Source organism: Pseudooceanicola sp. DL12 (assembly GCF_056270665.1).
The window spans coordinates 1822787-1848953 of sequence record NZ_CM149884.1 but is presented as its reverse complement, the minus strand read 5'-3'; the positions used below and the strand labels follow the sequence as shown (position 1 = coordinate 1848953).

The 26167-nt window shown below is 65.5% G+C and carries 25 protein-coding genes; 5 read left to right on the top strand and 20 right to left on the bottom strand.

Annotation, left to right across the window (positions count from 1 at the left end):
* Positions 1-106 precede the first annotated feature (106 nt).
* From rpsI to AC0WR5_RS08640, 3 genes are all read right to left on the bottom strand, one after another.
* Positions 107-598 (bottom strand): 30S ribosomal protein S9, encoded by a 492-nt coding sequence (gene rpsI, locus AC0WR5_RS08650; RefSeq protein ID WP_475868238.1) that lies wholly within the window; start codon positions 596-598, stop codon positions 107-109.
* Between the two features lie 4 nt (positions 599-602).
* Entirely contained in the window at positions 603-1064 is a 462-nt protein-coding gene (gene rplM / locus AC0WR5_RS08645) for a 50S ribosomal protein L13 (RefSeq protein WP_475868236.1), read from the bottom strand.
* 160 nt (positions 1065-1224) lie between these two features.
* The gene (locus tag AC0WR5_RS08640; RefSeq protein ID WP_475868235.1) at positions 1225-1662 is read right to left on the bottom strand and encodes a PaaI family thioesterase; all 438 of its coding nucleotides are present in this window, start codon (positions 1660-1662) and stop codon (positions 1225-1227) included.
* Between the two features lie 150 nt (positions 1663-1812).
* Between AC0WR5_RS08640 and trmFO the strand changes: the two genes are divergently transcribed.
* Positions 1813-3156 carry a methylenetetrahydrofolate--tRNA-(uracil(54)-C(5))-methyltransferase (FADH(2)-oxidizing) TrmFO gene (trmFO, locus tag AC0WR5_RS08635; protein WP_475868234.1) on the top strand — a complete coding sequence of 448 codons (1344 nt, stop codon included), beginning with the start codon at positions 1813-1815 and terminating at the stop codon, positions 3154-3156.
* Between the two features lie 43 nt (positions 3157-3199).
* On the top strand, positions 3200-4060 hold the full coding sequence (gene gluQRS, locus AC0WR5_RS08630) for a tRNA glutamyl-Q(34) synthetase GluQRS (RefSeq protein WP_475868232.1): 861 nt from the start codon (positions 3200-3202) through the stop codon (positions 4058-4060).
* On the opposite strand, the gene hisI is transcribed toward gluQRS, so the two are convergent.
* Positions 4057-4419, bottom strand: coding sequence for a phosphoribosyl-AMP cyclohydrolase (gene hisI, locus AC0WR5_RS08625; RefSeq protein ID WP_475868231.1), 363 nt, complete (start codon positions 4417-4419; stop codon positions 4057-4059). The two genes, gluQRS and hisI, sit on opposite strands and share 4 nt — an antisense overlap.
* A 125-nt stretch (positions 4420-4544) precedes the next feature.
* On the opposite strand from hisI, the gene AC0WR5_RS08620 reads away from it, so the two are divergent.
* Positions 4545-4994: an iron-sulfur cluster assembly scaffold protein gene (locus AC0WR5_RS08620; protein WP_475868229.1), complete on the top strand. Its 450-nt coding sequence runs from the start codon at positions 4545-4547 to the stop codon at positions 4992-4994.
* Positions 4995-5097: 103 nt separating this feature from the next.
* Positions 5098-6504 (top strand): methyl-accepting chemotaxis protein, encoded by a 1407-nt coding sequence (locus AC0WR5_RS08615; RefSeq protein WP_475868228.1) that lies wholly within the window; start codon positions 5098-5100, stop codon positions 6502-6504.
* Positions 6505-6721: 217 nt separating this feature from the next.
* Here AC0WR5_RS08615 and AC0WR5_RS08610 read toward each other — a convergent pair whose 3' ends face one another.
* From AC0WR5_RS08610 to sciP, 5 genes are all read right to left on the bottom strand, one after another.
* Positions 6722-6844, bottom strand: coding sequence for a hypothetical protein (locus AC0WR5_RS08610; protein ID WP_475868226.1), 123 nt, complete (start codon positions 6842-6844; stop codon positions 6722-6724).
* A 134-nt stretch (positions 6845-6978) separates the two neighbouring features.
* Positions 6979-9069: an ATP-dependent DNA helicase RecG gene (gene recG, locus AC0WR5_RS08605; protein WP_475868224.1), complete on the bottom strand. Its 2091-nt coding sequence runs from the start codon at positions 9067-9069 to the stop codon at positions 6979-6981.
* Positions 9066-11513 (bottom strand): NAD-dependent DNA ligase LigA, encoded by a 2448-nt coding sequence (gene ligA, locus AC0WR5_RS08600; RefSeq protein ID WP_475868222.1) that lies wholly within the window; start codon positions 11511-11513, stop codon positions 9066-9068. The genes recG and ligA overlap by 4 nt, the downstream gene beginning before the upstream one ends.
* A gap of 151 nt (positions 11514-11664) precedes the next feature.
* Positions 11665-12387, bottom strand: coding sequence for a response regulator transcription factor CtrA (gene ctrA / locus AC0WR5_RS08595; protein ID WP_475868221.1), 723 nt, complete (start codon positions 12385-12387; stop codon positions 11665-11667).
* 94 nt (positions 12388-12481) lie between these two features.
* Positions 12482-12760 (bottom strand): CtrA inhibitor SciP, encoded by a 279-nt coding sequence (gene sciP, locus AC0WR5_RS08590; protein WP_475868219.1) that lies wholly within the window; start codon positions 12758-12760, stop codon positions 12482-12484.
* 138 nt (positions 12761-12898) lie between these two features.
* Between sciP and mnmA the strand changes: the two genes are divergently transcribed.
* The gene (gene mnmA / locus AC0WR5_RS08585; protein ID WP_475868218.1) at positions 12899-14044 is read left to right on the top strand and encodes a tRNA 2-thiouridine(34) synthase MnmA; all 1146 of its coding nucleotides are present in this window, start codon (positions 12899-12901) and stop codon (positions 14042-14044) included.
* Positions 14045-14056: 12 nt separating this feature from the next.
* Here mnmA and lpxB read toward each other — a convergent pair whose 3' ends face one another.
* The 11 genes from lpxB to frr all read right to left on the bottom strand — a co-directional run bounded on the left by lpxB (position 14057) and on the right by frr (position 26023).
* A complete protein-coding gene (gene lpxB / locus AC0WR5_RS08580; RefSeq protein ID WP_475868216.1) occupies positions 14057-15223 on the bottom strand; it encodes a lipid-A-disaccharide synthase in 1167 nt (388 codons plus the stop codon).
* Positions 15223-16086, bottom strand: coding sequence for an LpxI family protein (locus tag AC0WR5_RS08575; protein ID WP_475868214.1), 864 nt, complete (start codon positions 16084-16086; stop codon positions 15223-15225). The genes lpxB and AC0WR5_RS08575 overlap by 1 nt, the downstream gene beginning before the upstream one ends.
* Before the next feature lie 9 nt (positions 16087-16095).
* Positions 16096-16899: an acyl-ACP--UDP-N-acetylglucosamine O-acyltransferase gene (gene lpxA, locus AC0WR5_RS08570; RefSeq protein WP_475868212.1), complete on the bottom strand. Its 804-nt coding sequence runs from the start codon at positions 16897-16899 to the stop codon at positions 16096-16098.
* 6 nt (positions 16900-16905) lie between these two features.
* Positions 16906-17376 carry a 3-hydroxyacyl-ACP dehydratase FabZ gene (gene fabZ, locus AC0WR5_RS08565; protein WP_475868210.1) on the bottom strand — a complete coding sequence of 157 codons (471 nt, stop codon included), beginning with the start codon at positions 17374-17376 and terminating at the stop codon, positions 16906-16908.
* Between the two features lie 160 nt (positions 17377-17536).
* The gene (locus AC0WR5_RS08560) at positions 17537-18364 is read right to left on the bottom strand and encodes an OmpH/Skp family outer membrane protein (protein ID WP_475868208.1); all 828 of its coding nucleotides are present in this window, start codon (positions 18362-18364) and stop codon (positions 17537-17539) included.
* Entirely contained in the window at positions 18318-20666 is a 2349-nt protein-coding gene (gene bamA / locus AC0WR5_RS08555; protein WP_475868206.1) for an outer membrane protein assembly factor BamA, read from the bottom strand. Before bamA ends, AC0WR5_RS08560 begins: the two co-directional genes overlap by 47 nt.
* Positions 20667-21127: 461 nt before the next feature.
* Complete coding sequence (gene rseP, locus AC0WR5_RS08550; protein WP_475868204.1) at positions 21128-22483, bottom strand: RIP metalloprotease RseP; 1356 nt, start codon at positions 22481-22483, stop codon at positions 21128-21130.
* 133 nt (positions 22484-22616) lie between these two features.
* Complete coding sequence (dxr, locus tag AC0WR5_RS08545) at positions 22617-23792, bottom strand: 1-deoxy-D-xylulose-5-phosphate reductoisomerase (protein WP_475868202.1); 1176 nt, start codon at positions 23790-23792, stop codon at positions 22617-22619.
* Between the two features lies 1 nt (position 23793).
* A complete protein-coding gene (locus tag AC0WR5_RS08540; RefSeq protein ID WP_475868200.1) occupies positions 23794-24588 on the bottom strand; it encodes a phosphatidate cytidylyltransferase in 795 nt (264 codons plus the stop codon).
* Positions 24589-24638: 50 nt separating this feature from the next.
* The gene (gene uppS / locus AC0WR5_RS08535; protein WP_475868198.1) at positions 24639-25391 is read right to left on the bottom strand and encodes a polyprenyl diphosphate synthase; all 753 of its coding nucleotides are present in this window, start codon (positions 25389-25391) and stop codon (positions 24639-24641) included.
* A 68-nt stretch (positions 25392-25459) separates the two neighbouring features.
* Entirely contained in the window at positions 25460-26023 is a 564-nt protein-coding gene (gene frr / locus AC0WR5_RS08530) for a ribosome recycling factor (protein WP_475868196.1), read from the bottom strand.
* Positions 26024-26167 lie beyond the last annotated feature (144 nt).

Genomic DNA, 26167 nt, shown 5'->3' with positions numbered 1-26167 from the left:
CACGGGCACCGGTGACCAGTCGGGCATTCCCTGCCCAGAGGACGCCCCAAAGCAAAAAGGCCGCTCTGAAGAGAGCGGCCTTTCCGTATGTCGATGTTCCGAAAGCTCAGCGCTTGGAGAACTGGAAGCTGCGGCGAGCCTTGGCCTTACCGTATTTCTTCCGTTCCACGACGCGGCTGTCGCGGGTCAGGAAGCCGGCGGCCTTCAGGGCACCACGCAGCGACGGATCGTACAGCTGCAGGGCTTTGGAGATGCCGTGCTTGACCGCGCCGGCCTGACCGGAGAGGCCACCGCCCTTGACGGTTGCCATTACGTCGAACTCGCCTTCAACGCCAGCGACGGTGAAGGGCTGCGCCAGGATCATTTGCAGCACGGGGCGTGCAAAGTACTCGTTCATCGGCTTGCCGTTCACGACGACCTTGCCCGAACCCGGCTTGATCCAGACGCGTGCGACGGCGTCCTTCCGCTTGCCGGTTGCATAGGCGCGGCCCAGCTCGTCACGAACGGGCTCGCGGGGGGTGTCGAGCTCGACAGCCACGGTGCCCTCTGCAGAGACGGCGTCTTTCAGATCTTCCAGGGAATTCACTTGATCAGCCATCTAATCAGCTCCGGGTGTTCTTGGAGTTCATGGATTTGACGTCCAGCACTTCCGGTGCCTGCGCCTCATGCGGGTGCTCGGCGCCAGCGTAAACGCGCAGGTTGGTCATCTGCTGGCGGCTCAGGCGGTTGCCCGGCAGCATGCGCTTGACGGCCAGGGTCACGACGCGTTCGGGGTGCTGACCTTCCAGGATCTGGCCCGCGGTGCGGTCCTTGATCCCACCCGGGAAACCGGTGTGCCAGTAGTATTTCTTGTCACCACGCTTCTTGCCGGTCAGTTGGACCTTGTCAGCATTGATGACGATGACGTTGTCGCCCATATCCATGTGAGGAGTGAAGGACGGCTTGTGCTTGCCACGCAGGCGCATGGCGACGATCGAAGCGAGACGGCCCAGCACCACGCCCTCGGCGTCGATGATGATCCATTTCTTCTCGATGTCTGCGGGAGTCGCAGAGAAGGTTTTCATGTCGGGTGCCCTTTGGAAATTGGCAGCCTGCCGGCCGTTTCCGACCGACAGGCGAATTGATGGGCGGGTTATACAGGGCCGCCGCGCCCAGTCAAGCACACCAACGCCATATTAAATGAGCGTTTTCAATGGTTTGAAAAATAGGTATCAATATACCCCATTATTTCGCGGCATTTTTCACGGCGGGCGGCAGGGAATAGGTCATCGAGGCCCGCGCAACCGGGGCGGAATCGCCTTCAGAGTGAATCAGCACGTCGCCCACGGCCAGCACACGGCCCAGCTTCAGCAGCCGGCATTCGGCGATCAGGTCCGTCCCGGCGGCCGGCCGGCGCATGAAATCCAGAGAGCAATTCGTCGTCACCGCAAGCGCCTTCGGCCCGATCATCGCCAGCACCGCGAGGTAGACCGCCACGTCGGCCAACGCGAACATCGCCGGCCCCGAGACAGTCCCCCCGGGGCGCAGGTGCCGTTCGTCCACCGCCAGCCGGACCGTGATACCCATGTCGCGCACCGCCTCGATGCGATAGTCGTTCTGCACCTGCGGAAATTCGTCCTCCAGGAAACGCGCAAGCGCCTCCGCATCCATAGCGATCGCCATGGTCCCTCCCTCACCTTTTCTCCTCAGCCCCATCTTTCGGCAAAGCGCGCCGTCAATCAAGCCGCGGATCGGCGCACCTCCGCCCTCTCGGCCCCGTTTTTCGGCGCGATAGGCTTTGCGTTCGGGCCTGTGATCCCCTACATCGCGCGCATGACAGACAAGCTTCATATCATCGGCGGCGGCATGGCCGGATCCGAGGCCGCGTGGCAGGCCGCCCAGGCCGGCTGCCCCGTGGTCATTCACGAGATGCGCCCCCAGGTGGAAACCTTCGCGCATCGCACCGGCAACCTGGCAGAGATGGTCTGCTCCAACTCCTTCCGCTCGGACGACAGCGAACAGAACGCCGTCGGCCTGCTGCACTGGGAGATGCGGGCGGCCAACGGGCTGATCATGCAGACGGCCGACCGGCATCGCCTGCCCGCCGGCGGCGCCCTGGCCGTCGATCGTGATCCCTTCTCCGAGGCCGTCACCAAGACGCTCCGCGCCCATCCCCTTATCGAAGTCGCCGAGGGCGAGATCACCGAGCTGCCCACCGAGGGCCAGTGGATCATCGCCACCGGGCCGCTCACCTCGCAGGGTCTGGGCAAGGCCATTCAGGCCGAGACCGGCGCCGAGGCACTGGCCTTCTTCGACGCAATCGCCCCCATCGTCTATGCCGAGAGCATCAACATGGACGTGGCCTGGATGCAGTCGCGCTATGACAAGGGCGAGACCGAGGAAGAGCAGCGCGCCTATCTCAATTGCCCAATGACGAAGGAGCAGTACGAGGCCTTCATCGACGCGCTTCTGGCCGCCGACAAGACCGAGTTCCACGAGGGCGAGACTGCTGGCTACTTCGACGGCTGCCTGCCGATCGAGGTCATGGCCGAACGCGGCCGCGAGACCCTGCGACACGGCCCGATGAAGCCGGTCGGCCTGACCAACGCGCACAAGCCGGACGAGAAGGCCTGGGCCGTTGTCCAGCTGCGCCGCGACAATGCCCTTGGCACGCTCTACAACATCGTCGGTTTCCAGACCAAGATGAAGTACGGCGCCCAGACAGAGGTGTTCCGGATGATCCCCGGGCTCGAGGATGCCAGCTTTGCCCGTCTCGGCGGCATCCACCGCAACACATTCATCAATTCGCCGACGCTGCTCGATGATCGGATGCGGCTGAAGAGCCGGCCCAACATCCGCTTCGCCGGGCAGATCACCGGGGTCGAGGGCTACGTCGAAAGTGCCGCCATGGGTCTGCTCGCGGGTCGCATGGCCGCAGCCGAGCTCCTTGGCCGCGAGCTTCCGCCGCCGCCGCCGGAAACCGCAATGGGGGCGCTTGTCACCCACATCACCGGTGGTGCCGAGGCCAAGACCTTCCAGCCGATGAACGTCAACTTCGGGCTCTTTCCGCCCGTCGAGGGGCTCAAGGGCGGGCGCCGCGGCCGCAAGGACCGCTACAAGGCCTATACCGACCGTGCCAAGGGCCTCTGGCAAGAGTGGCTCGACACGCAGGGGTGAGTCGTCACATGAAGATCGGCACGCAAACCACTGACAAAAGACAATGTTCGTGACCCGCTTCGCCCCGTCGCCCACCGGCCCGCTGCACCTGGGCCATGCCTATGCGGCGCTGGTGGCGGCGGGGCGCGCGGCCGATCGCTGTGGCACCTTCCTGCTCCGGATCGAGGATATCGACCGCTCCCGGGCCCGCCCGGAATGGGAACAGGCGATCTACGACGAGCTGCACTGGCTGGGCCTCGACTGGCCCGAGCCGGTCATGCGGCAATCGAATCGCATGCCGGCCTACCGCGTCGCCCTGCAACGGCTCTGGGACGCGGGCCTGCTCTATCCCTGCAGCTGCAACCGCCGCGACATTGCCGCCGCCCTCTCGGCCCCGCAGGAGGGTGCAGAGTTGCCCCATGGCCCCGACGGGCTGATCTACCCGGGCACCTGCCGCCCCGATCACCCGCCCGAAGGGCCCCTGCCGCAGGACGCCGTGCTCCGGCTCGACATGCGCCGCGCCGTGGGGGCGCGCAGCTTCACCTTCACCGAGACCGGCGAGGGCCCCGGCGGCGAAACCGGCAGGATCACCGTGACCGCAAGGCACCTGATCGAGGAGGTCGGCGACGTGGTGCTGGCCCGACGCGGCATGGGCACCTCCTACCACCTCTCGGTTGTGGTCGACGATGCCGCCCAAGGGATCACCGAGGTCACCCGCGGCCAGGATCTCTTTGAAACCACGGCCATCCACCTGGTGCTCCAGCACCTTCTCGGCCTGCCGACGCCCGCCTATCACCACCACCGCCTGATCCGCGACGCCGCGGGCAAACGCCTGGCCAAGCGCGACGACGCCCGCGCCATCGCCCGCTACCGCGAGGATGGCGCCACGCCGGCGGACATCCGGAAAATGGTGGGGCTGTCCTAGCCTTCCATCGGCTTCATCAGTTCGACGGTCTCGCCCTCGCGGACGGCTCGATAGAAGCAGCTGCGCCGGTTGGTGTGGCAGGCCGGGCCGGTCTGATCGACCATCACCAGGATGCAATCGCTGTCGCAATCATAGCGGAAATCGACCAGCCGCTGCAGGTGGCCAGAGGTCTCGCCCTTGATCCAGAAGCTCTGCCGGGACCGGGACCAATAGGTCACCTTACCGGTTTCAAGCGTCTTCTCAATGGCTTCCCGGTTCATCCAGGCCATCATCAGCACTTCGCCGGTGTCATGTTGCTGGGCGATCGCGGGGATCAGGCCATTGGCATCATACTTGAGTGTTTCGGCATCAAAGCTCATCGGTAAACCCTTTGCATCCGGCAGTGCCCGGCCTATCTAGGGGAAGAGCGCCTGATTGAACAGACCCCGCCGCGGCCCACCGTGGGGCGGTCCTGCCCCCCCCGGCCGGCGCGGAAAGGACAGCCATGAGCGACAGCGACCTGATCAAGCTTTATTCCAACCGGATCCTCGCGCTCGCGGCCGATATCCCCCGTCAGGCCCGTCTCGAGGCCCCCGATGCCACCATCCGCAAACGCGCGCCGCTCTGCGGCTCGACCATCACCGTCGACGTGCGCGTCGAGGATGGCAAGATCGCCGACTATGGCCAGGAGGTGCGCGCCTGTGCCCTGGGCCAGGCCGCCGCCAGCATCGTCGGCGGCGCCGTCATCGGCCGGACCGAGACAGAGATCCGCGCCGCCCGTGACGCCCTGCGCGCAATGCTGAAAGAGGACGGGCCCACGCCGCCTGCCCCCTTCGACGGGCTCGAGGTGCTGCGCCCCGCGCGCGACTACAAGAACCGCCATGCCTCCATCATGCTCTCCCTCGATGCCCTGACCGAGGCGATGGAGCAGGCCGGCGAGAGCGACTGCGCCTGACCTTCGCCTGACACCTCACTGACGCCCGCCCGGCCTTCACGACTTAACCGGTTATTCTGATTTCGGTCCTATGCCTTGAGAGAAAGGCAGCTACCGGTCAGGCATGGAACACCCAGGCGAATTTCACGATCCCACCCCGGCAGGCGGTTCGCTCGACCGGCTGGCCGAAAGTGCGGCCGAAATCGGCTATGAAATGGTCGACGTCAACGCCTACCTGGAGGAGATGACGGCCCGGACGGAGGTGCTCCTCACCCAGCTGCGCGAGGTCAAGGAAGGCACCGGCAAGGTGCTGCAGATGAATGCCAGCGTCATGACCACCATCCAGGAAGCCTATCGCGAGCTGGAGCAGACCCAGGACCGTTTCCTCGAGGAGCTGGAGACCAGCCAGCGCGCCGGCAGCATCAGCGAAACGGTGCTCGGCTGGGTCAACACGCTCGACACCCGCACCCGCGATGTCGAGACCGTGCTCGAGGATGTTCAGGTCAGCAACAACCAGATCGCGGACATTGCCTCTCAGGTGAACATGCTCGCCATCAACGCCAAGATCGAGGCCGCGCGCGCCGGGGAATCGGGGCGCGGTTTCTCGGTGGTGGCGGATGCGATCAACGATCTCTCGCAACAGACCCGCGGCGCCGCCGAAACCGTCAGCGAGAACATCCAGCGCCTGGTCGACTGGATCACCCGCCTTCAGGGCGAGGCCACCACGATCAACACCTCCTCCCGTGAACTGACCATCCTTACCCGCCAGAGCCAGGAAATGGGCCTGAGCGTGCGAGAGGCCTTTGAGCGCACGATGGAGCGCATGAAGCTGGTGCGGGACGACGCGATCGATGCCGATGCATCCCTGCGCGACTATTCCCCCCAGATCGAGAGCACCTTTTCCATCGTGCACACCTCGGCCGAGGGCGTGCACGACGTACACGAGCGCATCCGCAATCTCGTCGACCTGTCAGAGGCCATGGTGCAGGACAGCGTCAGTGCCGGGGGCGATTCCGGCGATGCCGTCTTCATCGCCGATGTCCGCGCGCGTGCCGCCCGCATGTCCGCCCTGCTGGAAGAGGCCGTCAACCAGGACAGGATTTCGCTTCAGGATCTCTTCGATCAATCCTATCGCCCGGTGCCGCGCTCCGACCCCGAGCAGGTGATGACCCGGTTCACCGCCCTCACTGACAGGCTCTTCCCCGAGCTTCAAGAAGAGGCGCTGGAGCTCGACGAGCGGGTGATCTTCTGCGCCGCGGTGGATCGCAACGGCTATCTGCCCACGCACAACCGCAAGTTCTCGCATCCTCAGGGAGACGACCCGGTGTGGAACATGGCCAATTGCCGCAACCGCCGCATCTTCGACGACCGCGTCGGGCTCAAGGCCGGTCGCAACACCGATCCCTTCCTGCTGCAGGTCTATCGCCGCGACATGGGCGGCGGAGAGTTCGTCATGCTCAAGGATCTCTCGGCGCCGATCTTCGTCAAGGGCCGACACTGGGGCGGCCTGCGCCTGGCCTACCGCTTCTAGCGGCGTCCCTGCCCCTGGAAAAAGAAAGCCGCCACACTCCGGGACGGGAGGCGGCGGCAGTAGTGCATATTCGCCTGGGACAGGTGCGGAACCAGGGGATGAGGCAGACCTGGTGATCGGAACAGGCAATTCGGATCAACCGCGGGCGAATGCGGCCACACCGGGGCGATATGCAGGCAGAAAAGTAAGTCAGGACAGAGGGTTGAAGGCGAGTGCCTCAGGTCAGCGCCGGCAGGTAGAGCGAGCCCACGAGCAGGACGATCAGGGCTGCGGCCCCAAGCATGTCCTGCGCCAGGGTGGCACGAGAGCGGCGAACAACATTCAGCATTTCCGTCAGCATGGTCTCTATCCTCTGCTAGGCGACAAAAGTGTTGCCACTTTGTTCTCATACCGAACGCCATTCGTAAAGAACTTTTTAAGAACATACGCGAACAAAAGGGGTTTCGCCGCGAAACCTATGGGCGAGTAGAGGGTTTAACCCACTGTAATCAGGCGAATTGCCTGGTCCTGTCCCATGAGCCACAAAAGTGTGCGTGCAGCCTCTCCCCGCGGCGTTTCCAGCCCCGGATCCAGCGCCAGAAGCGCCCTTGCATCGCTCTGGGCCACTGCCATCAGGTTGGCCTGCGCCTCCAGATCGCCGATGCGGAATCGCGGCAAACCGCTCTGGGCCGTGCCGATCAGGTCGCCCGCCCCGCGCATCTGCAGATCCGCCTCGGCGATCCGGAACCCATCCTCCGTCTCGCGCAGCAGGGTCAGGCGTTTCAGCCCGCTTTCCGACAGCGGCGGTTGGTACATCAGCAGGCAGGTCGACTGGGCCGCGCCGCGCCCCACCCGGCCCCGCAGCTGGTGCAGCTGCGCCAGGCCAAAGATCTCGGCCCGTTCGATCACCATGATCGAGGCATTGGGCACGTTGACCCCCACCTCGATCACCGTCGTCGCCACGAGCACATCGGTTTCGCCGCGTTGAAAGGCCGCCATGGCGGCGTCCTTCTGCTCGGGCGGCATCTGCCCGTGCACCAGCCCGACCCGCCCCTCGCCCAGAACCGCCCGCAGGTGCCGGAATCGCTCCTCGGCGGCGGTCAGATCGACCGCCTCGCTCTCCTCGACCAGCGGACAGACCCAATAGGCCTGCCGCCCCTCGCGCGTGGCACGGTCCAGGTGCGCGATCACCTCCTCGATCCGGTCGGTCGCCGCCAGCGAGGTCTGTACCGGCTTTCGCCCCGGGGGTTTCTCGTCCAGTACGGATACGTCCATATCGCCATATTGCGCCAGCGAGAGCGACCGCGGGATCGGCGTCGCCGTCATCACCAGCACATCCACCCCGGCGCCCTTCCGCGACAGCTCGAGCCGCTGGCGCACGCCGAAACGGTGCTGCTCGTCGATGATGGCCAGCCGGAGATCGGCATAGATGACGTCTTCCTGGAAGACAGCATGGGTACCAACGAGTATATTGATCTTCCCGGAGAAAAGGTCGGCCAGCTTGGCGCGGCGCTCCGCCCCCTTGTCGCGACCTGTCAACACTTCGAGCCGCACACCACAGGCCTCGGCCAGGGGCGCCAGCCCCTCCATGTGCTGACGGGCCAGGATCTCGGTCGGGGCCATCATCACGCCCTGCCCGCCGGCCTCGACCGCGATCAGCAGCGCGAGAAAGGCCACCAGTGTCTTGCCCGCGCCCACGTCGCCCTGCACCAGGCGCGACATCCGTTCCGGCGCAGCCATGTCGGCGGCCACCTCTGCCACCGCGCGCGTCTGGGCGCCCGTCGGCTCGAAGGGCAGAGCCGCCAGCACCTTCGCCCTCAGATGCCCGTCGCCACGTGTCACCCGGCCACGCGCCTTGCGCTCGCGGCTGCGCGCCAGGGCGAGGGTCAGCTGATGGGCGAGAAATTCGTCATAGGCCAGACGCTCGCGCGCCGGATCGCCGGGGCGCGCCGCGCCGGGCGTGTCGGGCGCATGCACCTGTTCGAGCGCCGCGTGCCAGTCGGGCCAGGCATGCCGGCTCTTCAACGCCGGGTCGATCCACTCGGACAGGAGCGGCGCCTTTGCCACCGCCGAGTGCGCAGCCCGGGCCATGACCTTCTGAGTGACGCCGGCGGTCAGCGGATAGACCGGCTCGAACTCGGGGATCTCGTCGGCCTGATCAAGCGGCAAGATGTGATCCGGGTGCGGCATCTGCGGCCCCCCGTCGTAGATCTCGACCTTGCCGGAGACCAGCCGCCGCTCCCCCTCGGGCAGCACCTTCTCGAGATAACCCGCCCGTCCGTGAAAGAAGATCAGATCGAAGGTCATCTCTGCATCGGCGACCTGCACGCGATATGCCCCTCGACCGCGCGGCGGGATATGGCGCAGCACCTCGACCTCGACGGTGGCCACCGCCGGCAGCGGCAGGCCGCGCAACGTGTCGCGCCGGCGCCGGTCTATGGCGCCATGAGGCAGCGTGAACAGCAGATCGCGCGGCACCTCGACGCGCAGTTGCGCCATGGCCTTGGCCGTTTTCGGCCCGATGCCGTCGAGCGTGTCGAGCCCGGCAAAGAGCGGAAAGAGGGCTTCGGGCCGGCCCGTGCTCATGCGTCACCGATCCGGGCGAGCCATTCGTCTTCGTCGATCGTCTCGATGCCCAGCTCGGCGGCCTTCTTGGCCTTGGAGCCGGCACCGGGGCCGGCGACGAGCAGGTCGGTCTTGGCCGAAACCGAGCCCGAAACCTTGGCCCCGAGCGCCTCGGCGCGCGCCTTGGCCTCGGAGCGGGTCATCTTTTCCAGCGTGCCTGTGAAGACGACCGTCTTGCCGGCCACCGGGCTGTCGCTCTGCTGCGGCGCCTCGACATCCTGGATGTCGAGCTCTGCGGCAAGCCGGTCGATCGAGGCGCGCTCGGCCTCCTGGGCAAAGGCCGCGACCAGCGAGGCCGCCACCTTGGCCCCGATGCCGTCGATGCCGATCAGCTCGTCCCAGGCGGATTTTTCCGCACGTGTCAGGGCCGGTTCCTCGGTCCAAACGGCATCGCGCGCGGCCTTGAGGCTGGCGCGGCGGCCCTCCTCGCGGGCCCTTGTGCGCTCTTCGGTCTCGGCGGCCTCGGCCCGCAGGTAGCGAGCCTGTGGCGCGCGGGCTGCGTCGAGGCAGGTGGTGAGCCGGGCCCAGCTGCCGAAATGGCGGGCCAGATCCATCGCCACCACCTCACCCACATGGCGGATGCCGAGGGCGAAGAGCGCGCGGTTCAGCTCGATCCGACGGCGGGTGTCGATGGCGGCAAAGAGGTTCTCGGCAGATTTCTCGCCCCAGCCCTTTATCTGTGCCAGCGGCTTTTCCGCCAGATGGCGGATCGCCTGAGCGACATGAGCCGGGTCACTGTCATCCACCGGCACGCCGGAGGTGCGCAGCATCTCTGCCAGGCTCTCCAGCAGCTCGGCACGGCGTTCGGGATCATGTTCCGTCTGGGCGATCATCGTTTCCGGTTCCCGCACGAGACGTGCGCCGGCAGCATCGCGGGCCTGAAGGGTGAAGATGTCGGCAGGCTCCGCCAGCCAGCACATGTCATAGAGGAACTCGACCTGTTTCGCCCCCAGCCCCTCGATGTCGAAGGCCGCACGGGAAACGAAATGACGAAGCTTTTCAACCGCCTGCGCCGGGCAAATCAGGCCTCCGGCACAGCGGCGGACGGAATCGCCCTCTTCCCGGATCGCCTCGGAGCCGCACTCCGGGCAGCGCTGCGGGAAGGCATATGGCGCCGCATCCTCGGGGCGCTTGGTCAGGTCGACATCGGCGATCTTGGGGATTACGTCTCCGGCGCGGTAAACCTGCACCCAGTCGCCCACGCGGATGTCGCGGCCGCCGCGAATCTCCTCGCCCTTGCTGTCGCGACCAGCGATGTAATCCTCGTTGTGCAGCGTCGCGTTGGAGACGACGACGCCGCCCACGGTGACGGGCGCCAGCCGCGCGACGGGGCTGAGCGCGCCGGTGCGGCCGACCTGGATGTCGATCGCCTCGAGCCGGGTCCAGGCCAGCTCGGCCGGGAACTTGTGCGCGATGGCCCAGCGGGGCGTGGTGGAGCGGAAGCCGAGGCGCGCCTGCAGCGCGAGGTCGTTGACCTTGTAGACGACGCCGTCGATGTCATAGCCGAGGGTGGCGCGCTGTTGCTCGATCTCGCGGTAATGGGCCAGCATATCGTCGGGCCCGTCGCAGAGGCGGGTCAGCGGGTTGGTCTGAAAGCCCAGGGTTTTCAAGCGCTTGATCGCGTTCATCTGGGTGTCGGCGAGGGGTTCGGAGAGCACGCCCCAAGCATAGGCGAAAAAGCGCAGCGGGCGGGCGCGGGTGATCTCGGCGTCGAGCTGACGCAGGGAGCCGGCGGCGGCATTGCGCGGATTGGCAAAGGTCTTGGCGCCCTGCTCGGCCTGGCGGAGATTCAACGCCTCGAAATCCTCGTGGCTCATGTAGACCTCGCCGCGAACTTCTAGCCGGTCCGGCGCGCCCTCAAGCTGCTCGGGAATATCTGCGATGGTCAGGGCGTTGGCGGTAACATTCTCGCCGGTCTCGCCATCGCCGCGGGTGGCAGCGCGGACGAGCTTGCCGTCCTCGTAGAGCAGCGAAAGCGAGAGGCCGTCGATCTTGGGCTCGGCGGTATAGGCAAGCGCATCGGCGGGCGTGAGATTGAGGTAGCGGCGGATGCGCAGGTCGAACTCGGAGATGTCCGAATCCTCGAAGGCATTGCCCAGCGACATCATCCGCTGGGCATGTTTCACCTTGCCGAAGCCCTCGGCAGGTTCCGCACCGACCTGGTCGCTGGGGCTGTCGGCGCGCTTGAGATCCGGGAAGGCGGCCTCTATCGCGGCGTTGCGCCGCTTGAGGTGATCATAGTCCGCGTCCGAGATCTCGGGCGCATCATCGCGGTGATAGGCCCGGTTCGCGGCCCCGAGGAGATCAGCCAGACGGGCCAGTTCCGCCTCTGCCTGCTCACCGGTCAGTTCCCCGGGCGCGATATCCTGTGCTGCCGCCTGATCCGGGTGCTGCTGTTGTGCCATTTGAAACGCCCTTCGAAATCACTTTCCCCGGCCGCGACGGCGGCCTTTGGGGGCAAGTGATAGGGGGCGTGATCTGCGAGGTCCAGTGCGTGCGTGGTGACCCCGGCGGGAAGGACCTCATCCGGAGCAACTCGCCCCGGCCATGCCGGCCTCAGCCGGTAGCGCCGAGGGCCATCTGCTTCTCGTCGATCCGGCCGCCTTCGGGATCCCGCAGCACGTAGCCACGTCCCCAGACCGTCTCGATGTAATTATCACCTTCGGTGGCGGTGGAGAGCTTCTTGCGAAGCTTGCAGATGAAGACATCGATGATCTTCAGCTCGGGCTCGTCCATGCCGCCGTAGAGATGGTTGAGGAACATCTCCTTGGTAAGCGTGGTACCCTTGCGCAGGCTGAGCAGCTCGAGCATCTGGTATTCCTTGCCGGTCAGATGCACCGGCTTGCCATCGGCTTCGACCGTCTTGGCGTCGAGGTTCACCTCGATCCGGCCGGTGCGGATGACCGACTGCGAATGCCCCTTGGAGCGGCGGATGATGGCGTGAATGCGCGCGACAAGCTCTTCGCGGTGGAAGGGCTTGGTAAGGTAATCATCGGCCCCGAATCCGAAACCCTTGAGCTTGTTCTCGGTGTCGTCGGCCCCGGAGAGGATCAGGATCGGCGTCTCGATACGGGCCAGGCGCAGCTGCCGCAGCACCTCGTGGCCATTCATGTCCGGCAGGCCCAGGTCCAGCAGGATCAGGTCGTAGTCGTAGAGCTTGGCAAGGTCGATGCCCTCTTCGCCAAGATCCGTCGTGTAGACGTTCAGGTTGGCATGGGTCAGCATCAACTCGATGCTCTTCGACGTTGTCGGATCGTCTTCTACCAAAAGCACGCGCATGCCGAGTAATCTCCGTTAATCCCGTTGACGCTGGTTAACGTGACGCCATTTGGTTAATCTAACGTTACCGAGTAATTCCAGATTTTGAAACACCCTATGGTTGTCTGAATTTCTGGAGCGCCGTTGCCTTGAGAGCCTCCTCGCCGTGATTGGCCACGGCACTGACCCATTCAAGGAACTCTTCCGGCGAAATGTTGTATCGTTCTTGTACCTCTTCCTGAGATATAAGACCATGCACAACACCCCGCACAACTGCGGCTTTGCGCGACGCCACCCACCGACGTGTATCCGCAGGCGGCAAATCCGCCCGCGTCATGACCCGTCCATCCGGCAGCGTAACTGCCCTCGGACCCTGCACTTTCTTCAGATACATCGCTCTGACCCTTGTTCAATCCTCCCTATTTTTCCGCCTGCAATTTAACGCGGAGTGAAACAGCGGGTTGAGAGTGCATCGCATTTTCCTATATTCTCTTGGTCTTACGCTCCCAAGGGGAGCAGATCAGGAGCAATCATGGGACTCGACGCCGTCACCGAACTGAATTCTCTGGGTTTTCCGAAGCCTCCTTCGGAGACCCGGGTCGTCGTCGCCATGTCCGGCGGCGTCGACAGCTCGGTCGTGGCCGCCAAGCTGGCCTCGGAGGGATACGACGTCATCGGTGTCACTCTGCAGCTCTACGACCACGGAGCGGCGCTCGCGAAAAAGGGCGCCTGCTGTGCCGGGATCGACATCCACGACGCACGCCGGGTCGCCGAGGAAATGGGATTTCCGCATTATGTTCTTGATTACGAGAACATTTTCCAGGACGCCGTGATCGACGAATTTGCCGACAGTTACCTGGCCGGCGCCACGCCCGTGCCCTGCATCCGCTGCAACGAGCGGGTCAAGTTCAAGGACCTGCTGGAAACCGCCAAGGACCTGGATGCCGACTGCATGGCCACCGGCCATTACATCCAGCGCATGATGGGAGACCACGGCCCGGAGCTGCATTCGGCAGCCGATGCGAATCGCGATCAGAGTTACTTCCTGTTTTCCACGACCCCGGAACAGCTCGAATTTTTGCGATTTCCTCTCGGGCACCTTGCCTCCAAAGCCGAAACCCGGGCGCTAGCGGCAGAATATGGCCTTGCCGTGGCCGACAAACCTGACAGCCAGGACATCTGTTTCGTACCGAACGGTAACTATGCCAGCGTGATCGAGAAGCTGCGCCCCGGCGCCGCCGAACCGGGCGAGATTGTCGACGTGGACGGTCGCGTACTGGGCACCCACGAGGGCGTCATCCATTATACCATTGGCCAGCGCCGCGGCCTTGGCATCGGCGGGCTTGCCGACCCGCTCTACGTCGTCAAGCTCGACGTGGATGCGAAACAGGTGGTCGTCGGCCCGAAGGAAATGCTGGCAACACGGATGATTCCCATCCGCGAGGTGAACTGGATCGGCGACGGCAAGTTCACTGATCGGGACGAATACGAGATCTCGGTCAAGGTCCGCTCGACCCGCCCGCCGCGCGAGGCGATCCTGCGCCCGATCTCGGATACCGAGGCGGTTGTCGAGCTCCTGACGCCGGAAGAAGGCGTGTCGCCGGGCCAGGCCTGCGTGTTCTACGAAACCGAAGGCTCGCGCATCCTGGGCGGTGGCTGGATCTGGCGGGGCGCATAAGCGCCCTGCCCATCAGGCTTTTTCCTGCATACCCTCCAGTATGGCCCGCGCAGCCCTGAGCCCCGGCGCCTCGCCGCCCCGGCCCAGGCGCTCCATCGTCAGCTGCATGGCCTCCTGCTGTGCCTCAGGCGCCTGAAGCGCCTGCATCACCGCGGGAGCGATCAGCTCGGCCCGGCAGTTCTCGGCGATGAACTCCGGGATCGCGCGTGTCTCGGAGACGAGATTTACCAAGGTTACCGTATCGGTCAGCAGCATCCGCCGGATGATCAGCTTGGTCAGCCATTGCATGTCGTAGGCGATGACCATGGGCGTCGAAGAGGCCGCCAGCTCGAGAGAGACCGTGCCCGAGGCTGCGAGCGCCACGTCGGCGGCCCGGAAAGCCGCGCGTTTCTCGGCGGCAAAGGTCGCCGGATCGACACCGTTCGGATCGAGGATCAGCGGCTTGACCGGCCAGCTCTCGACGGCCTCGCGCACCATGGGGGCCACGTGCCCGGCCGCCGGAAGAACCAGACGCGTCTGTGGTGCCTGGGCGCAGATCAGCGCCGCCGTCCGACCGAAGGTTTCGGCCAGACGACCGACCTCTCCGCGACGCGATCCTGGCAGGATCATCATCAGCGGGTCGGAGCCCATGCCGTGGCTATAGCGGAAAGCCAGCGCCTCGGCCTCGCTCGCGACGGGCTCGGTGACCACGGGGTGGCCGACGAAATCGCACTCGGTGCCCGCCCGCTGCAGGTATGGCGGCTCGAAGGGCAGCAATGCCAACACCTGGTCGATGACACCCGCCATCTTGTCCGCCCGCTTGGGCCGCCAGGCCCAGACCGTCGGCGCAACATAGTGCACGGTGCGGATGTCGCTCTTTTCCTTGACGATCTTTGCGACCCGCAGGCAGAAATCCGGGCTGTCGATAGTCAGCAGGAGGTCGGGCGGATCCGCCAAGACCGCCTCTGCGCATTCGCTGATGCGGCGTTTCAGGTGGAAGTACTTGGGCAGGATCTCGGCCAGGCCCATGACCGAGAGCTCCTCCATCGGGAACTGACTGACCAGACCCTCGGCCTGCATTCTCGGCCCGCCGACACCAGCGAAGGAAACCGCCTCGCCCGCAAGCTGCTTCAGCCCGGCCATGACGGCAGCGCCGAGGGAATCGCCCGATGCCTCGCCGGCAATCACGTAGATCCGCATCACATCTCCACCGCATGAAGTGTCAGCCCGAGAGCTTCGGCGCGGGCGATCAGCCCTGCGCGGTCCAGCAGCAGCGTGCCGCCGGCCGCTATCGCGAGGCCTTCGAGGCCGGCCTCGGAGGCCGCCTGAAGCGTCTCGAGACCGATTGTGGGCATGTCGACCCGCAGGTCCTGCCCTTGCTTGGGCAGCTTGCAGAACACGCCCGGGGCACGGCGCAGCCTGCCGGGCGTCTGCGCAACGAAGCGCAGCAGCGCATCGGTGCCCTGCACCGTCTCGATCCCGAGGCAGAGCCCACCCGCCACGACGCAGCCCTGGCCGACATCCACCGGCGCTAGGGCGGCAAGGATTTCGCGCGCACGGGCCAGATCGGCCTGCCCCTGCTTTGACAGACCGGCCCCTGCCAGGACACCGGGCTCTGCCGTCAGCGAAGGCAGAACCTGATGCGCGCCGACGACGGCAAGGCCCTGATCCTCGAAGAGCGAGATGACGAGACGCAGCAGCCCGTCGTCGCGGCCGGAGCCGAGCCCCTTCATGATCTTTGGTGCCAGCGCCAGCATCGTCATGTCGAGCTGCTTCATGTCGAGGTGCGGACGTTCGATGCCGCCTGCCATGACCACGCGGGTCACGCCCGCGGCATGCAGCCCCTTGAAAAAGGCGCCGAGCTTTTCGAAGCGATAGCGGGTGAGGCGCGCCTCCGGCAGGGCGCATTGGGTGCCCTCGAAGGCCACGCAGTAGGCATCGGGCACCGCATCGGCCAGCAGCACCGGCAGGTCACCGCGCCCGGCGATGATCGCCAGGCGTCCGGTTGTGGCGGGTTGCGCGGTGACCGGCGCCGCCGGCCCGCGGCGTTTCAGCCAGGCCATCCGCGCGGCCTATTGCTTGCCGGGCGTGAGGAAGGAGCGATCACTGCCGGCGGTCACGAAGTTCACGATCTCGCGGACATAGTCGCTCTCGGTTTCCTCGCCGAGGCGGCGGGCGCGGTCCTGGAAGGCCCCCTCGCCCTGTGCCAGCATCTGAAAGGCAGCGCGCAGCGCTGTGATGTCTGAGCGCGGCACACCCCGGCGCTTCAGCCCCACCAGGTTCAGCCCGTCGAGTACCCCGCGCGGCGCCTGCACAAGGCCATGGGGGATCACGTCGTGGGTCACCATGGTGACCGCCCCGATGATCGCGCCGCGGCCGACCCGCACCCATTGGTGCACGCCGGAGAGGCCGCCGATGATCACCTCGTCCTCGATCACGCAATGGCCCGCGAGCGCAGCGTTGTTCACGATGATGACGTTGTTGCCGACCCGGCAATCATGCGCCACGTGACAGCCGGCCATGAAGAGCCCGTCGTCGCCCACCGAGGTCAGCCCGCCACCGCCGGCGGTGCCGGTGCTCATGGTGACATGCTCGCGGATGCGATTGCGCTTGCCGATGGTCAGCCGAGTCTTCTCGCCCTTGAATTTCAGGTCCTGGGGAATGCCGCCCAGCACCGCGAAAGGATGCACCAGCGTCTCGTCCCCGATCTCGGTCTGGCCCTGGACCACGACATGGCTCATCAGCTCCACCCCGGCGCCGATCACGGCCTCCGGGCCGATGTGGCAGAAGGGACCGATGCGGGCACCGTCACCAACACTGGCTCCGTCCTCGACGAGCGCCTGCGGGTGGACAAAGGCTTCGTGGCTGATCGCCATAACCGCTTACTCCCCCGCCGCGGACATGTCGATCATGGCCATCAGGTCGGCTTCGCAGGCCAGCTTGCCATCCACGGTGGCAGTGCCCTTCAGCTTCCAGACCTTGCCACCCGGCTTGCCCCGCACGGTTTCGATCTTCATCTTCAGCACGTCGCCCGGCACCACCATGCGGCGGAACTTGCAGTTGTCGATGCCCATGAAATAGACCAGCAGCCCCTTGTCCTCGAAGCCCTGATCGACACCCACCATCACGGCGGCGGTCTGGGCCATGGCCTCGACGATGGTCACGCCTGGCATGATCGGCTTGTCCGGGAAATGGCCGGTGAAATGCGGCTCGTTCACGGTGACGTTCTTGATGCCCAGGGCCGACTTGTGGCCGTCGATCTCTACGACCTTGTCGATCAGAAGAAAGGGATACCGATGCGGGATAATGCGCCGGATTCGTGCGATATCTGCGCTTTCAAGCGTCTCGCTCATTCTGATCTGTCCTTGTTCAGAGTAGTGTCATTCCGGATCTCTCCGGCCCGGAAAAACAGATCCGGGTTTCCAAAGTCCCTAGCAAGTCCACCGCCATGCGGCAAGCGGCTGTGGCACCGGGCCGCGGGCTTTCGCGTGCCTGCCATGGGCCCGAGTGCGGCTACTGGCCCTCGGATCCGTCGGTGCTGGCCCCGTCGGTTGCCGCGCCGTCTGCGGTCGCAGGGGCGGCTTCGTCATCCGCGCCGCTCTCGTCTGCCTGCGCCGCTCCGGCGCCGGCTACTGCGTCGGACGCTCCGTCCGGATCAGTGCCCGTCCCGTCGGGTTGCCCACCGTCATCGACACTGTCGAGCAGCGCCGCATCGATACGGGCCACGGCCTCGTCCGTGATGTCGACCACGTCACGGGCCACGAAGACAGAGCGGCGCTCGAGGATCACCGCCGCGCCCGCCTCGCGCATGATCTGATCAAGCACCGGCTCCGCCGAGATCAGGAACTTGCGGCGCACGTCGTCACTGTCCTGGCCCAGGTCCTTCGCGCGCTCCTCGCGCTCCTTGCGGATGCGGGTGACCTTCTCGTCGAAGGCATCCGCCAGGGCCTTGAAATCATCGGGATTCATCTGCCGGCGCTTCTCGGTCAGCTGGCGCTCTTCCTCGGCAAGCTCGGCCTCGAGCCGGCGGTTCTCGGCCGCGATCTCGGAGGCCTGAGCCTCGATCTGGGCCGCGAGTTTCTCGCCATACTTGCTCTCGGAGAACATCCGCTCGCTGTCCACCGTCAGGATCGGAGAGCGTGGCAGGGTCTGGGCCCCGAACTGGTTCGGTGGCGCGCTCTGGGCCTGCGCCGCGATGGGCGCCCCGGAGAAGGTCAGGCTCAGCAGCAGCGCCGCCAGGCCCGATGTCGCAATTGAGGCCGGGCGCCGGAGAAACTCCGGCGCCCGCTCTAGATCAGAATTCCGTACGGATCGTGAGATCGAAAGTTTGCTCGATGTCATATTCTTCTTTCTGGATCGCCTTGGACCAGTTGAAACGCAGCGGTCCGATCGGGGTATTCCAGAACAGGGACAGGCCCACCACCTGACGCAGCGAGGCGTCGGAGTAGATGATGTTGTCTGCCGAAGTGTCCACGCCCCAGGCCGAACCGAGGTCATAGAAGACGCCGCCGGAGATCCCGTATTCCTCGGGCAGCCCCAGCGGGAATTCGAGGTCGAACTGCGCGGTGGCAAAGGCCGTACCGCCGATGGCATCGTCGTAGCTGCCGGAGAGGTACTGACGCGGGCCGATACCGTTGGGCTGGAAGCCGCGGATATAGGTGCCGCCGATCAGGTAGCGGTCGGTCACCAGGGTCTGGTAATCGCCGTAACCGGCAATCGAACCGGCCCAAAGGGTACCGCGCAGGGTAACCTCCTCGTTGAACAGCTTGGTCTGAGCCGTCGCCCGCGCGGTGGTACGCACGAACTTGGCGTCGCCGCCGAGGCCGGCGAAATCCTGACCGAATTCAAGCAGGTAGCCGGTGTTCGGGTCGAGTCCGGTGATCCGGGTGTCGTAGCTGTACTTGTAGCCTACCGAGCTTGCGATCACGTCCGGGCGCTCGGTTTCGGAGATGATCAGCGGACCGGCATCGGAATCGTCCGGCAGAGACATGTCGCTGCTCTTGAGCTGGTAGCTCAGCGTCAGCGCCGAGGTCTCGCCAGCCGGGAACTTGAAGCCGGTGCCGAAGGTGGTCTGCTTGGTGTAGTATTCGGCGTAGCTGCTCTCGGTCTCGCGGTAGTTTGCGTTGAGGCTGAACTGCAGGTCGCGGCCGAGGAAACTCGGCTCGACGAAGTTCAGGCCATAGACCTGGTCATCGCTGGCACCGGAAGCCGTCACGCCGAGGGTCTGACCGCGGCCCAGGAAGTTGTTTTCCTGGAAGGAGATCGCCAGACCAAAGCCTTCGGTGGTCGAGTAAGTGCCCCCAAGCGACAGGGAGCCGGTGGGCTTCTCGGTGACGTCGACGTCGATGATCACCTGGTCGGGACTGGTCCCCTCGCGGGCCTTGACCTGCGCGTCCTCGAAGAAGCCCAGGGCCCGGATGCGCTCGGCGCTCTCGCGGATTTCACGCGGGTTGAAGGGGTCGCCTTCGACCACCTTGAACTGCTGACGGATCACGCGGTCGAGAGTGGTGGTGTTGCCCTCGATGTCGATACGCTCGACGAAGACGCGCGGCCCACGCTCGAGCTTGAAATCGACATTCAGGGTCTGGTCACGGTCGTTGCGCGTGATCTCGGGCGTAACCCGCAGGAAGTCGAGCCCCTGCTTGACGGCGAGGCGCTCCATGCGCTCGACGGAATTGTCGACCAGCGTCGGCGAATAGACCTCGCCCGGCTTGATCCTGAGCGCGGCCTGATAGGGTGCCGGGTCGACCCCCTCATAGGCGCTGGTGGTGGTGATGTTGCCGAAGCGGAACTGGTCGCCTTCCTGGATGTTGAAGGTCACCACGTAGCCGTTGCGGTTGGGCGCAAGCTCGGCGTTCACCCCGGTGATACGGAAATCGACATAGCCGCGGGACTTGTAGAAGTCGTCGAGCACCTGCTGGTCGAAGTCGAGGCGGTCGGCAACGAAGGTGTCACGCTTGAAGATCGCGCGCAGAAGGCCGGCCTGCTTGCTCTGCAGGACCTGGCGCAGGCGACGGTCGGAGAAATGCGAGTTGCCGACGAAGGAGATGCGCTCGATCTCGGTGTTGCCGCCCTCGAAGATCTCGAAGACCAGGTCGACACGGTTGTCGGAGCGGCGGATGATGCGCGGCGTGACCTTTGCGGCCAGACGCCCTTCCTGGGTGTAAACCTCGGAAATCGTTGCGGCATCTTCCTGGGCCAGCGAGGGGGAATAGACCTGGCGTTCCTTCGACTGAACCACGCCCGAGAGGTTCTCGTCCTTGACGCGGCGGTTGCCTTCGAAGCTGATCCGGTTGATCGTCGGGAATTCCACCACGTCGATCGACAGGGTCGATCCCTGCGGGGTCATGGTGACGGTCTCGAAAAGGCCGGAGTTGACGATGCGCTGGTAGGCCTCGTTCAGCTGGGCCTCGGTGACCGCTTCGCCCCGCGCGATTCCCGCGTAGGAAACGATGGTGCCGGTGGGGATGCGTTCGTTACCGTCGACCACCACGTTGCTGAAGGTATAAGTCTGCGCCTGAGCCTGCCCGGGCACGACCATGCAAACGGTTGCGATCAAAGCGAAAAATGCGGCGATAACCGGCAAGATCAGACGCCGGGTGCGCGGCATCGCGGCAGCTCCGGTCACGAAGTTTTCAGACATTATCCAAGCCCACTCAACTGCCTCTTTTGTGTGTGAGTACCTTGCGAGCGTCCGCATGTCAAAATGTCAGGACACGCAATCCGTAGTGGTTGGCAGATCTGCAACGCCCAGATGTGGCAGAGCCGCAGAATGCAGCAGGAAAGGCGAGTTGCACGACGGCGCGCAGGCCCCGCCGCCCTGCCCCGCGGACCGCGAAAGCCCATGCCCGAACCCGTGCCGGAGCCCGTAAACAAGCCCGTTCGAATTCCACTGTCGGAATATATATAACCCGCTGGAAAGGCCCGTTTCCAACGTCGGTATTACGTCGGTATCGCGTCGGTATTGCGACGGTGCGAAAATCGCTTCGCGATGCCTCCGGCGGGGATACTTTGGGCCAGATGACGGAGCGCGCCGTGGCTCTTTCATCTGGCCGTAAATATCCCCGCCGGAGGCAGCCTGCTCCCGCAAGGGAGCGGGCTATCTCACGGACAGAAGACGTCGTTGGTGAGGGCGAAGATCATGACCGAGCCGACGATCAGCAGGCCGAGGGTCATCAGGATGCGCAGGGCCCGGTCCGAGGGTGGGCGGCCCGTGACCGCTTCCCAAGCATGGAAGACCAGGTGGCCGCCGTCGAGGACCGGCACCGGGAAGAGGTTGAGAAGCCCCACCCCGGTGGAGAGCGCGGCAACGAACCAGATGAAGGTCACCGCCCCCTGGCTGGCCATGGCGCCGGAGGTCTTTGCGATGCCGATGGGGCCGGTCATGTTGCACGAGGAGATCGCACCGGTGACGATGTGCCAGAGGCCGGAGAGGGAGGAGCTGATCACGGTACCCGTCTGGGTGATGCCGCCCCAGAGGCTCTGGAAGAGGCCGGCGCGGTCGGTGGCGGGTTCGAAGGCCATGCCTCCGGCGATGCCGATGCGCCATTCGGTGCGAAAGCCCCCGTCGGGCGCGGGTTCGTCCACCCGGCGCGGCGTCAGGGCGAATTCGATCTCCTGATCCTCGCCTGGCCGCCAGACGGTGAGCAGCAGCGGCGCGCCATTGCCGCCCTCGACCGCCACGCGGAGCTGATCGAAGGTGAAGATCGGGCTGCCGTCGACCGAGGTGATCACGTCGCCCTGCTCCATCCCGATGTCGTAGGCGGCGGAATTGGGCGCCAGCTGTGCCACCAGCGGCGGATAGGGATAGGGCCCGTTCACGTCGAGCGTGGAGCCGTCGCGCTCGACCCGGTAACTGACCTGAGGCTGGCGCGGCAGGGTCTCGTTGAAGAGCGCCATGCCGGCGGCATCGCCATTTTCGGGCAGCACCGCCCCGCCGATCGACACGATGGTGTCACCGTGCTGAAGCCCGCTCTCGCCGTAGATGGCAGCGGGCAGCGGGCGCATCTCGCCAACGGCGATGGGTTCGACGATATCTCCCCGCACGAAGAGCAGGCCGGCAAAGAGCAGGATCGAGAGAATGAAGTTGAAGACCGGCCCCGCCGCCACGGTGCAGGCGCGGGCCCAGAGCGGCGCGCCCTGCATCGTGGCGCGGCGTTCCTCGGCCGTGAGATTGCGGATGCCCTCTTCGTCCGGCACGGCCGAGGCCGCATCCCCGTCGCCGAGGAATTTCACGTAGCCGCCGAGAGGCAGCGCGGCCAGCTGCCACTGGGTGCCGTGCTTGTCGACGCGCGACCAGAGCACCGGGCCGAAGCCAAGCGAGAAGACCTCGGCCTTGATGCCCGACCAGCGGCCGACGATGTAATGGCCGTATTCATGGATGGCGACGATCACGGAGAGAGCGACCACGAAGGCCAGCAGCGTGAAAAGGGTGCTGCCAAACTCGGGCAAGAAATTCATCGGGTCATACCTGCTTTCACCTTTCGGCCGGTCGGGGCCGGTCGGGATCGTCGTTTGCGCCCGCATGGGCGGGTCGGATGCTGTCCAGGCACGGGCCATGGCGGCGGGGCCCGGCGCGGGGCCCGGCGAAGGGTCAGGCGCGGGTCAGGGCCGGCACCAGCGCCCCCGCCAGATCGCGGGCCATGCGATCGACAGCCTGAACGTTATCCAGCGTACACTCCTGCCCGGTCAATGCGTTTTCCCCCTCCATCCGGTCAAGAACACGCGAGACCAGCCGCGCCATGTCCATGAAGCCGATGGTGCGGTCGAGGAAGGCATCGAGGGCCACTTCCTTGGCGGCGTTCATCGCGGCACCGGAGAGGCCGCCCGTCTCCATCACGCGGCGGGCGATCTCGAGCGCGGGATAGCGGCCCGCATCCGGGGCGCGGAAGGTGAGCGCGCCGATCTGCGCCAGGTCGAGCCGCTCGACGGGCAGCGGCGCCCGCTCGGGCCAGTTCAGCGCATAGCCGATGGCATGGCGCATGTCGGGCGCGCCAAGATGGGCAAGCATGCCGCCGTCGACATGGCCGACGATGGCGTGGATCATGCTCTCGGGGTGGACCAGCACCTCGATCTGCTCTGGGCGGAGGTGGAAATACTCCTTGGCTTCAATGACTTCCAGCGCCTTGTTGAACATGGACGCGGAATCGATGGTAATGCGCTGGCCCATGTTCCAGTTGGGGTGCGTGGAGGCCTGTTCCGGCGTGGCGGTGACCAGCTGATCGAGCGGCCAGTCGCGGAAGGCCCCGCCCGAGGCCGTCAGGATCACCCGTTCGACCGAGCCGAGATCCTCGCCTGCGAGCGCTTGGAAGACAGCGGAATGTTCGCTGTCCACCGGCAGCATGGTGGCATTGCAGCGCGCGGCCTCGGCCATCATCAGCGGGCCGGCGCAGACCAGGCTCTCCTTGTTCGCCAGCGCCAGGGTGGCGCCGCGCTGCAGGGCCCGCAGGCCCGGGGCGAGGCCCGCGGCGCCGACGATGGCCGACATCACCCAGTCGGCCGGGCGCTCGGCGGCCTCGATCAGCGCGGCATGGCCGGCGGCACATTCGATGCCGGTGCCCGAGAGCGCCTCCTTCAGGTCGGCGAGGCGGTCGCCATAGGCGGTGACCGCCAGGCGCGCGTTCAGCCGGATGGCATCGCGGGCGAGCTGGTCGATGTTGGCACCGCCGGTCAGTGCCTCGACGGCATAGGATTCGGGGTGACGGGCGATCAGGTCGATGGTGCTTTGCCCGATCGAACCCGTGGCCCCGAGGATCGTGATCCTGCGCATGTTATTGCCTTGGGATAATGTAGAAAAGTCCGGTCCAGGGGCCGGTGAGAAGCAGCATGAGCGAGGCGCCCAGCATGCCGTCGAACCGGTCCATCAGGCCGCCGTGGCCCGGGATCAGGTTCGAGCTGTCCTTGATGCCGACGCGGCGCTTGATCGCGCTCTCGGCGATATCGCCCATCTGCGAGGCCATGGAAATGGCGATGGAGACGCCGACGATGGACCAGCTCTCGCCCTGCCAGAGGACGAAGATGATGCCGACGACGGCGGCGCCCACCCAGCCGGCGATGGTGCCGGACCAGGTTTTCTTGGGGCTGACCTTGGGCCAGAATTTCGGCCCGCCGATCATCCGGCCGGCAAAATAGCCCGCAACGTCGGTGACGACGACCACGGCGATCAGCCAGCCGAGCCAGAGCGCGCCCTGGTCCATGCGCAGGCGCACCATGCCATAGCTGGCGAGCAGGATGGCGGCGCAGTAGAGCAGGAACATCGAGCGGCGCTGCGGGATCAGCGAGAGGCCGATCATCGAGGGGATCAGCAGCAGCGGCAGGGCAAAGCCCCCCGGCAGGAAGATCGCGGCGACGAGGCAGAGCGTGGCGACGCCGCCCATCTCGAGCGCGCGGGTCTTGTTGTAGGGGGCGATCATGGAGCAGAGCTCCCAGACCATGCCGCCGGCAATCAGCGCGATACCGGCCGCGAACCACATGCCGCCCGCCCAGATCAGCAGCAGACCGACCACCACCATGACCACCCCGGAGATCACCCGGGGCATGAGATCGGACCAGTTCGGCTGCGCCATGACGTTCCTTTTCGAGGTGGCCCGGCGCAGGAAAGGCGGCCGGGGGCCGTTCAGGCCTTGGCGCCGCCGAACCGGCGGTCGCGCTGTCCATAGCTGTCGACCACGCCGGCGAAGACGTCGCGCGTGAAGTCGGGCCAGAGCGTATCGATGAATTCGTATTCTGCATAGGCCGATTGCCAGAGCAGGAAGTTGGAGATCCGCGCCTCGCCGCTGGTGCGGATCACCAGGTCGGGATCGGGCAGAACGCAGGTATCAAGGTATTTCGGCAGGGTTTCAACGTCGATCGCGGCGGGATCGAGACGGCCTGCGGCGACATCCTCGGCCAGGCGCTTGGTGGCGCGCGCCACTTCGTCGCGGCCGCCGTAGTTCAGCGCGATGGTCAGATTGGTGCCGGTGCACCCGGCGGTCATTTCCTCGAGCTCGTCCATCAGCGCCTGCAGCTTTGCATCGAGGCCGGGACGGTCGCCGATGAAACGCACGCAGACGTTCTTGTCGCGCAGCGCCCGCGCCTCCTTGCGGATGTAGGAGCGGAACAGGCTCATCAGGCCGGTGACCTCGATCTGGGTGCGCTTCCAGTTCTCGGTCGAGAAGCCGAAGATCGTGAGGTAGTCGACACCCAAGTCCGGACAGGCCTCGACGATCTCGCGCACACGCTTGGCGCCGGCGTGATGCCCGAAGAGGCGCGGGCGCCCGCGCATCTTGGCCCAGCGGCCGTTGCCATCCATGATGATGGCGACGTGACGCGGCCCGCCCGACGATGGGCCGGCCACGCCCCCTGTCGCAGGATCTGCGGCTCCGGTCATGGATTTGTCCTCGGGGGCCAGAGACTGATCCTGCGCCATGGTGTTCCCTCGCGTCGCGCCAGCCGTGATCAGACCTGCATGATCTCGGCTTGTTTCGTTTCGAGAGCCTTATCGACCTTGGAGATGTAGGAATCGGTAAGATCCTGCACTTCCTGCTCCCAGAACTTCTGATCGTCCTCGGACAGTCCGTCCGCCTTTGCCTTCTTGATCTGGTCCATGCCGTCGCGGCGCAGGTTGCGCACGGCAACGCGGGCGTGCTCGGCATATTGCGCGGCCACCTTGGTCAGCTCGCGGCGGCGTTCCTCGTTCAGCTCGGGGATCGGCAGCATGATGATGGTGCCGTTCAGCTGAGGGTTGATGCCAAGGCCGCTCTCGCGGATGGCCTTTTCGACCTTGCCGACCATCGCCTTGTCCCAGACGTTGATGGTGACCATGCGCGGCTCGGGTACGTTGACGGTGCCGACCTGGTTGATCGGCGTGGGCTGGCCATAGGCCTCCACCATCACCGGCTCCAGCATCGAAGACGACGCGCGCCCCGTGCGCAAGGAGGCGAATTCCGTCTTCAGGCTGGCCATGGCGCCATCCATGCGGCGTGCCAGATCATCGGTATCCAGCTCGAAATCTTCAGCCATCTGCTCAATCCCTTCGGGTATCGGTATGCCGTGCACCTATAGCGCTACCGGCATGAGGTTGTATAGAGCGCCGCGCCGCATTTGCGGGCATCTGAGGCCTGCAAACCGCAGGTTTCGCGCCCCGCGGGCGGCGACATACTGCAT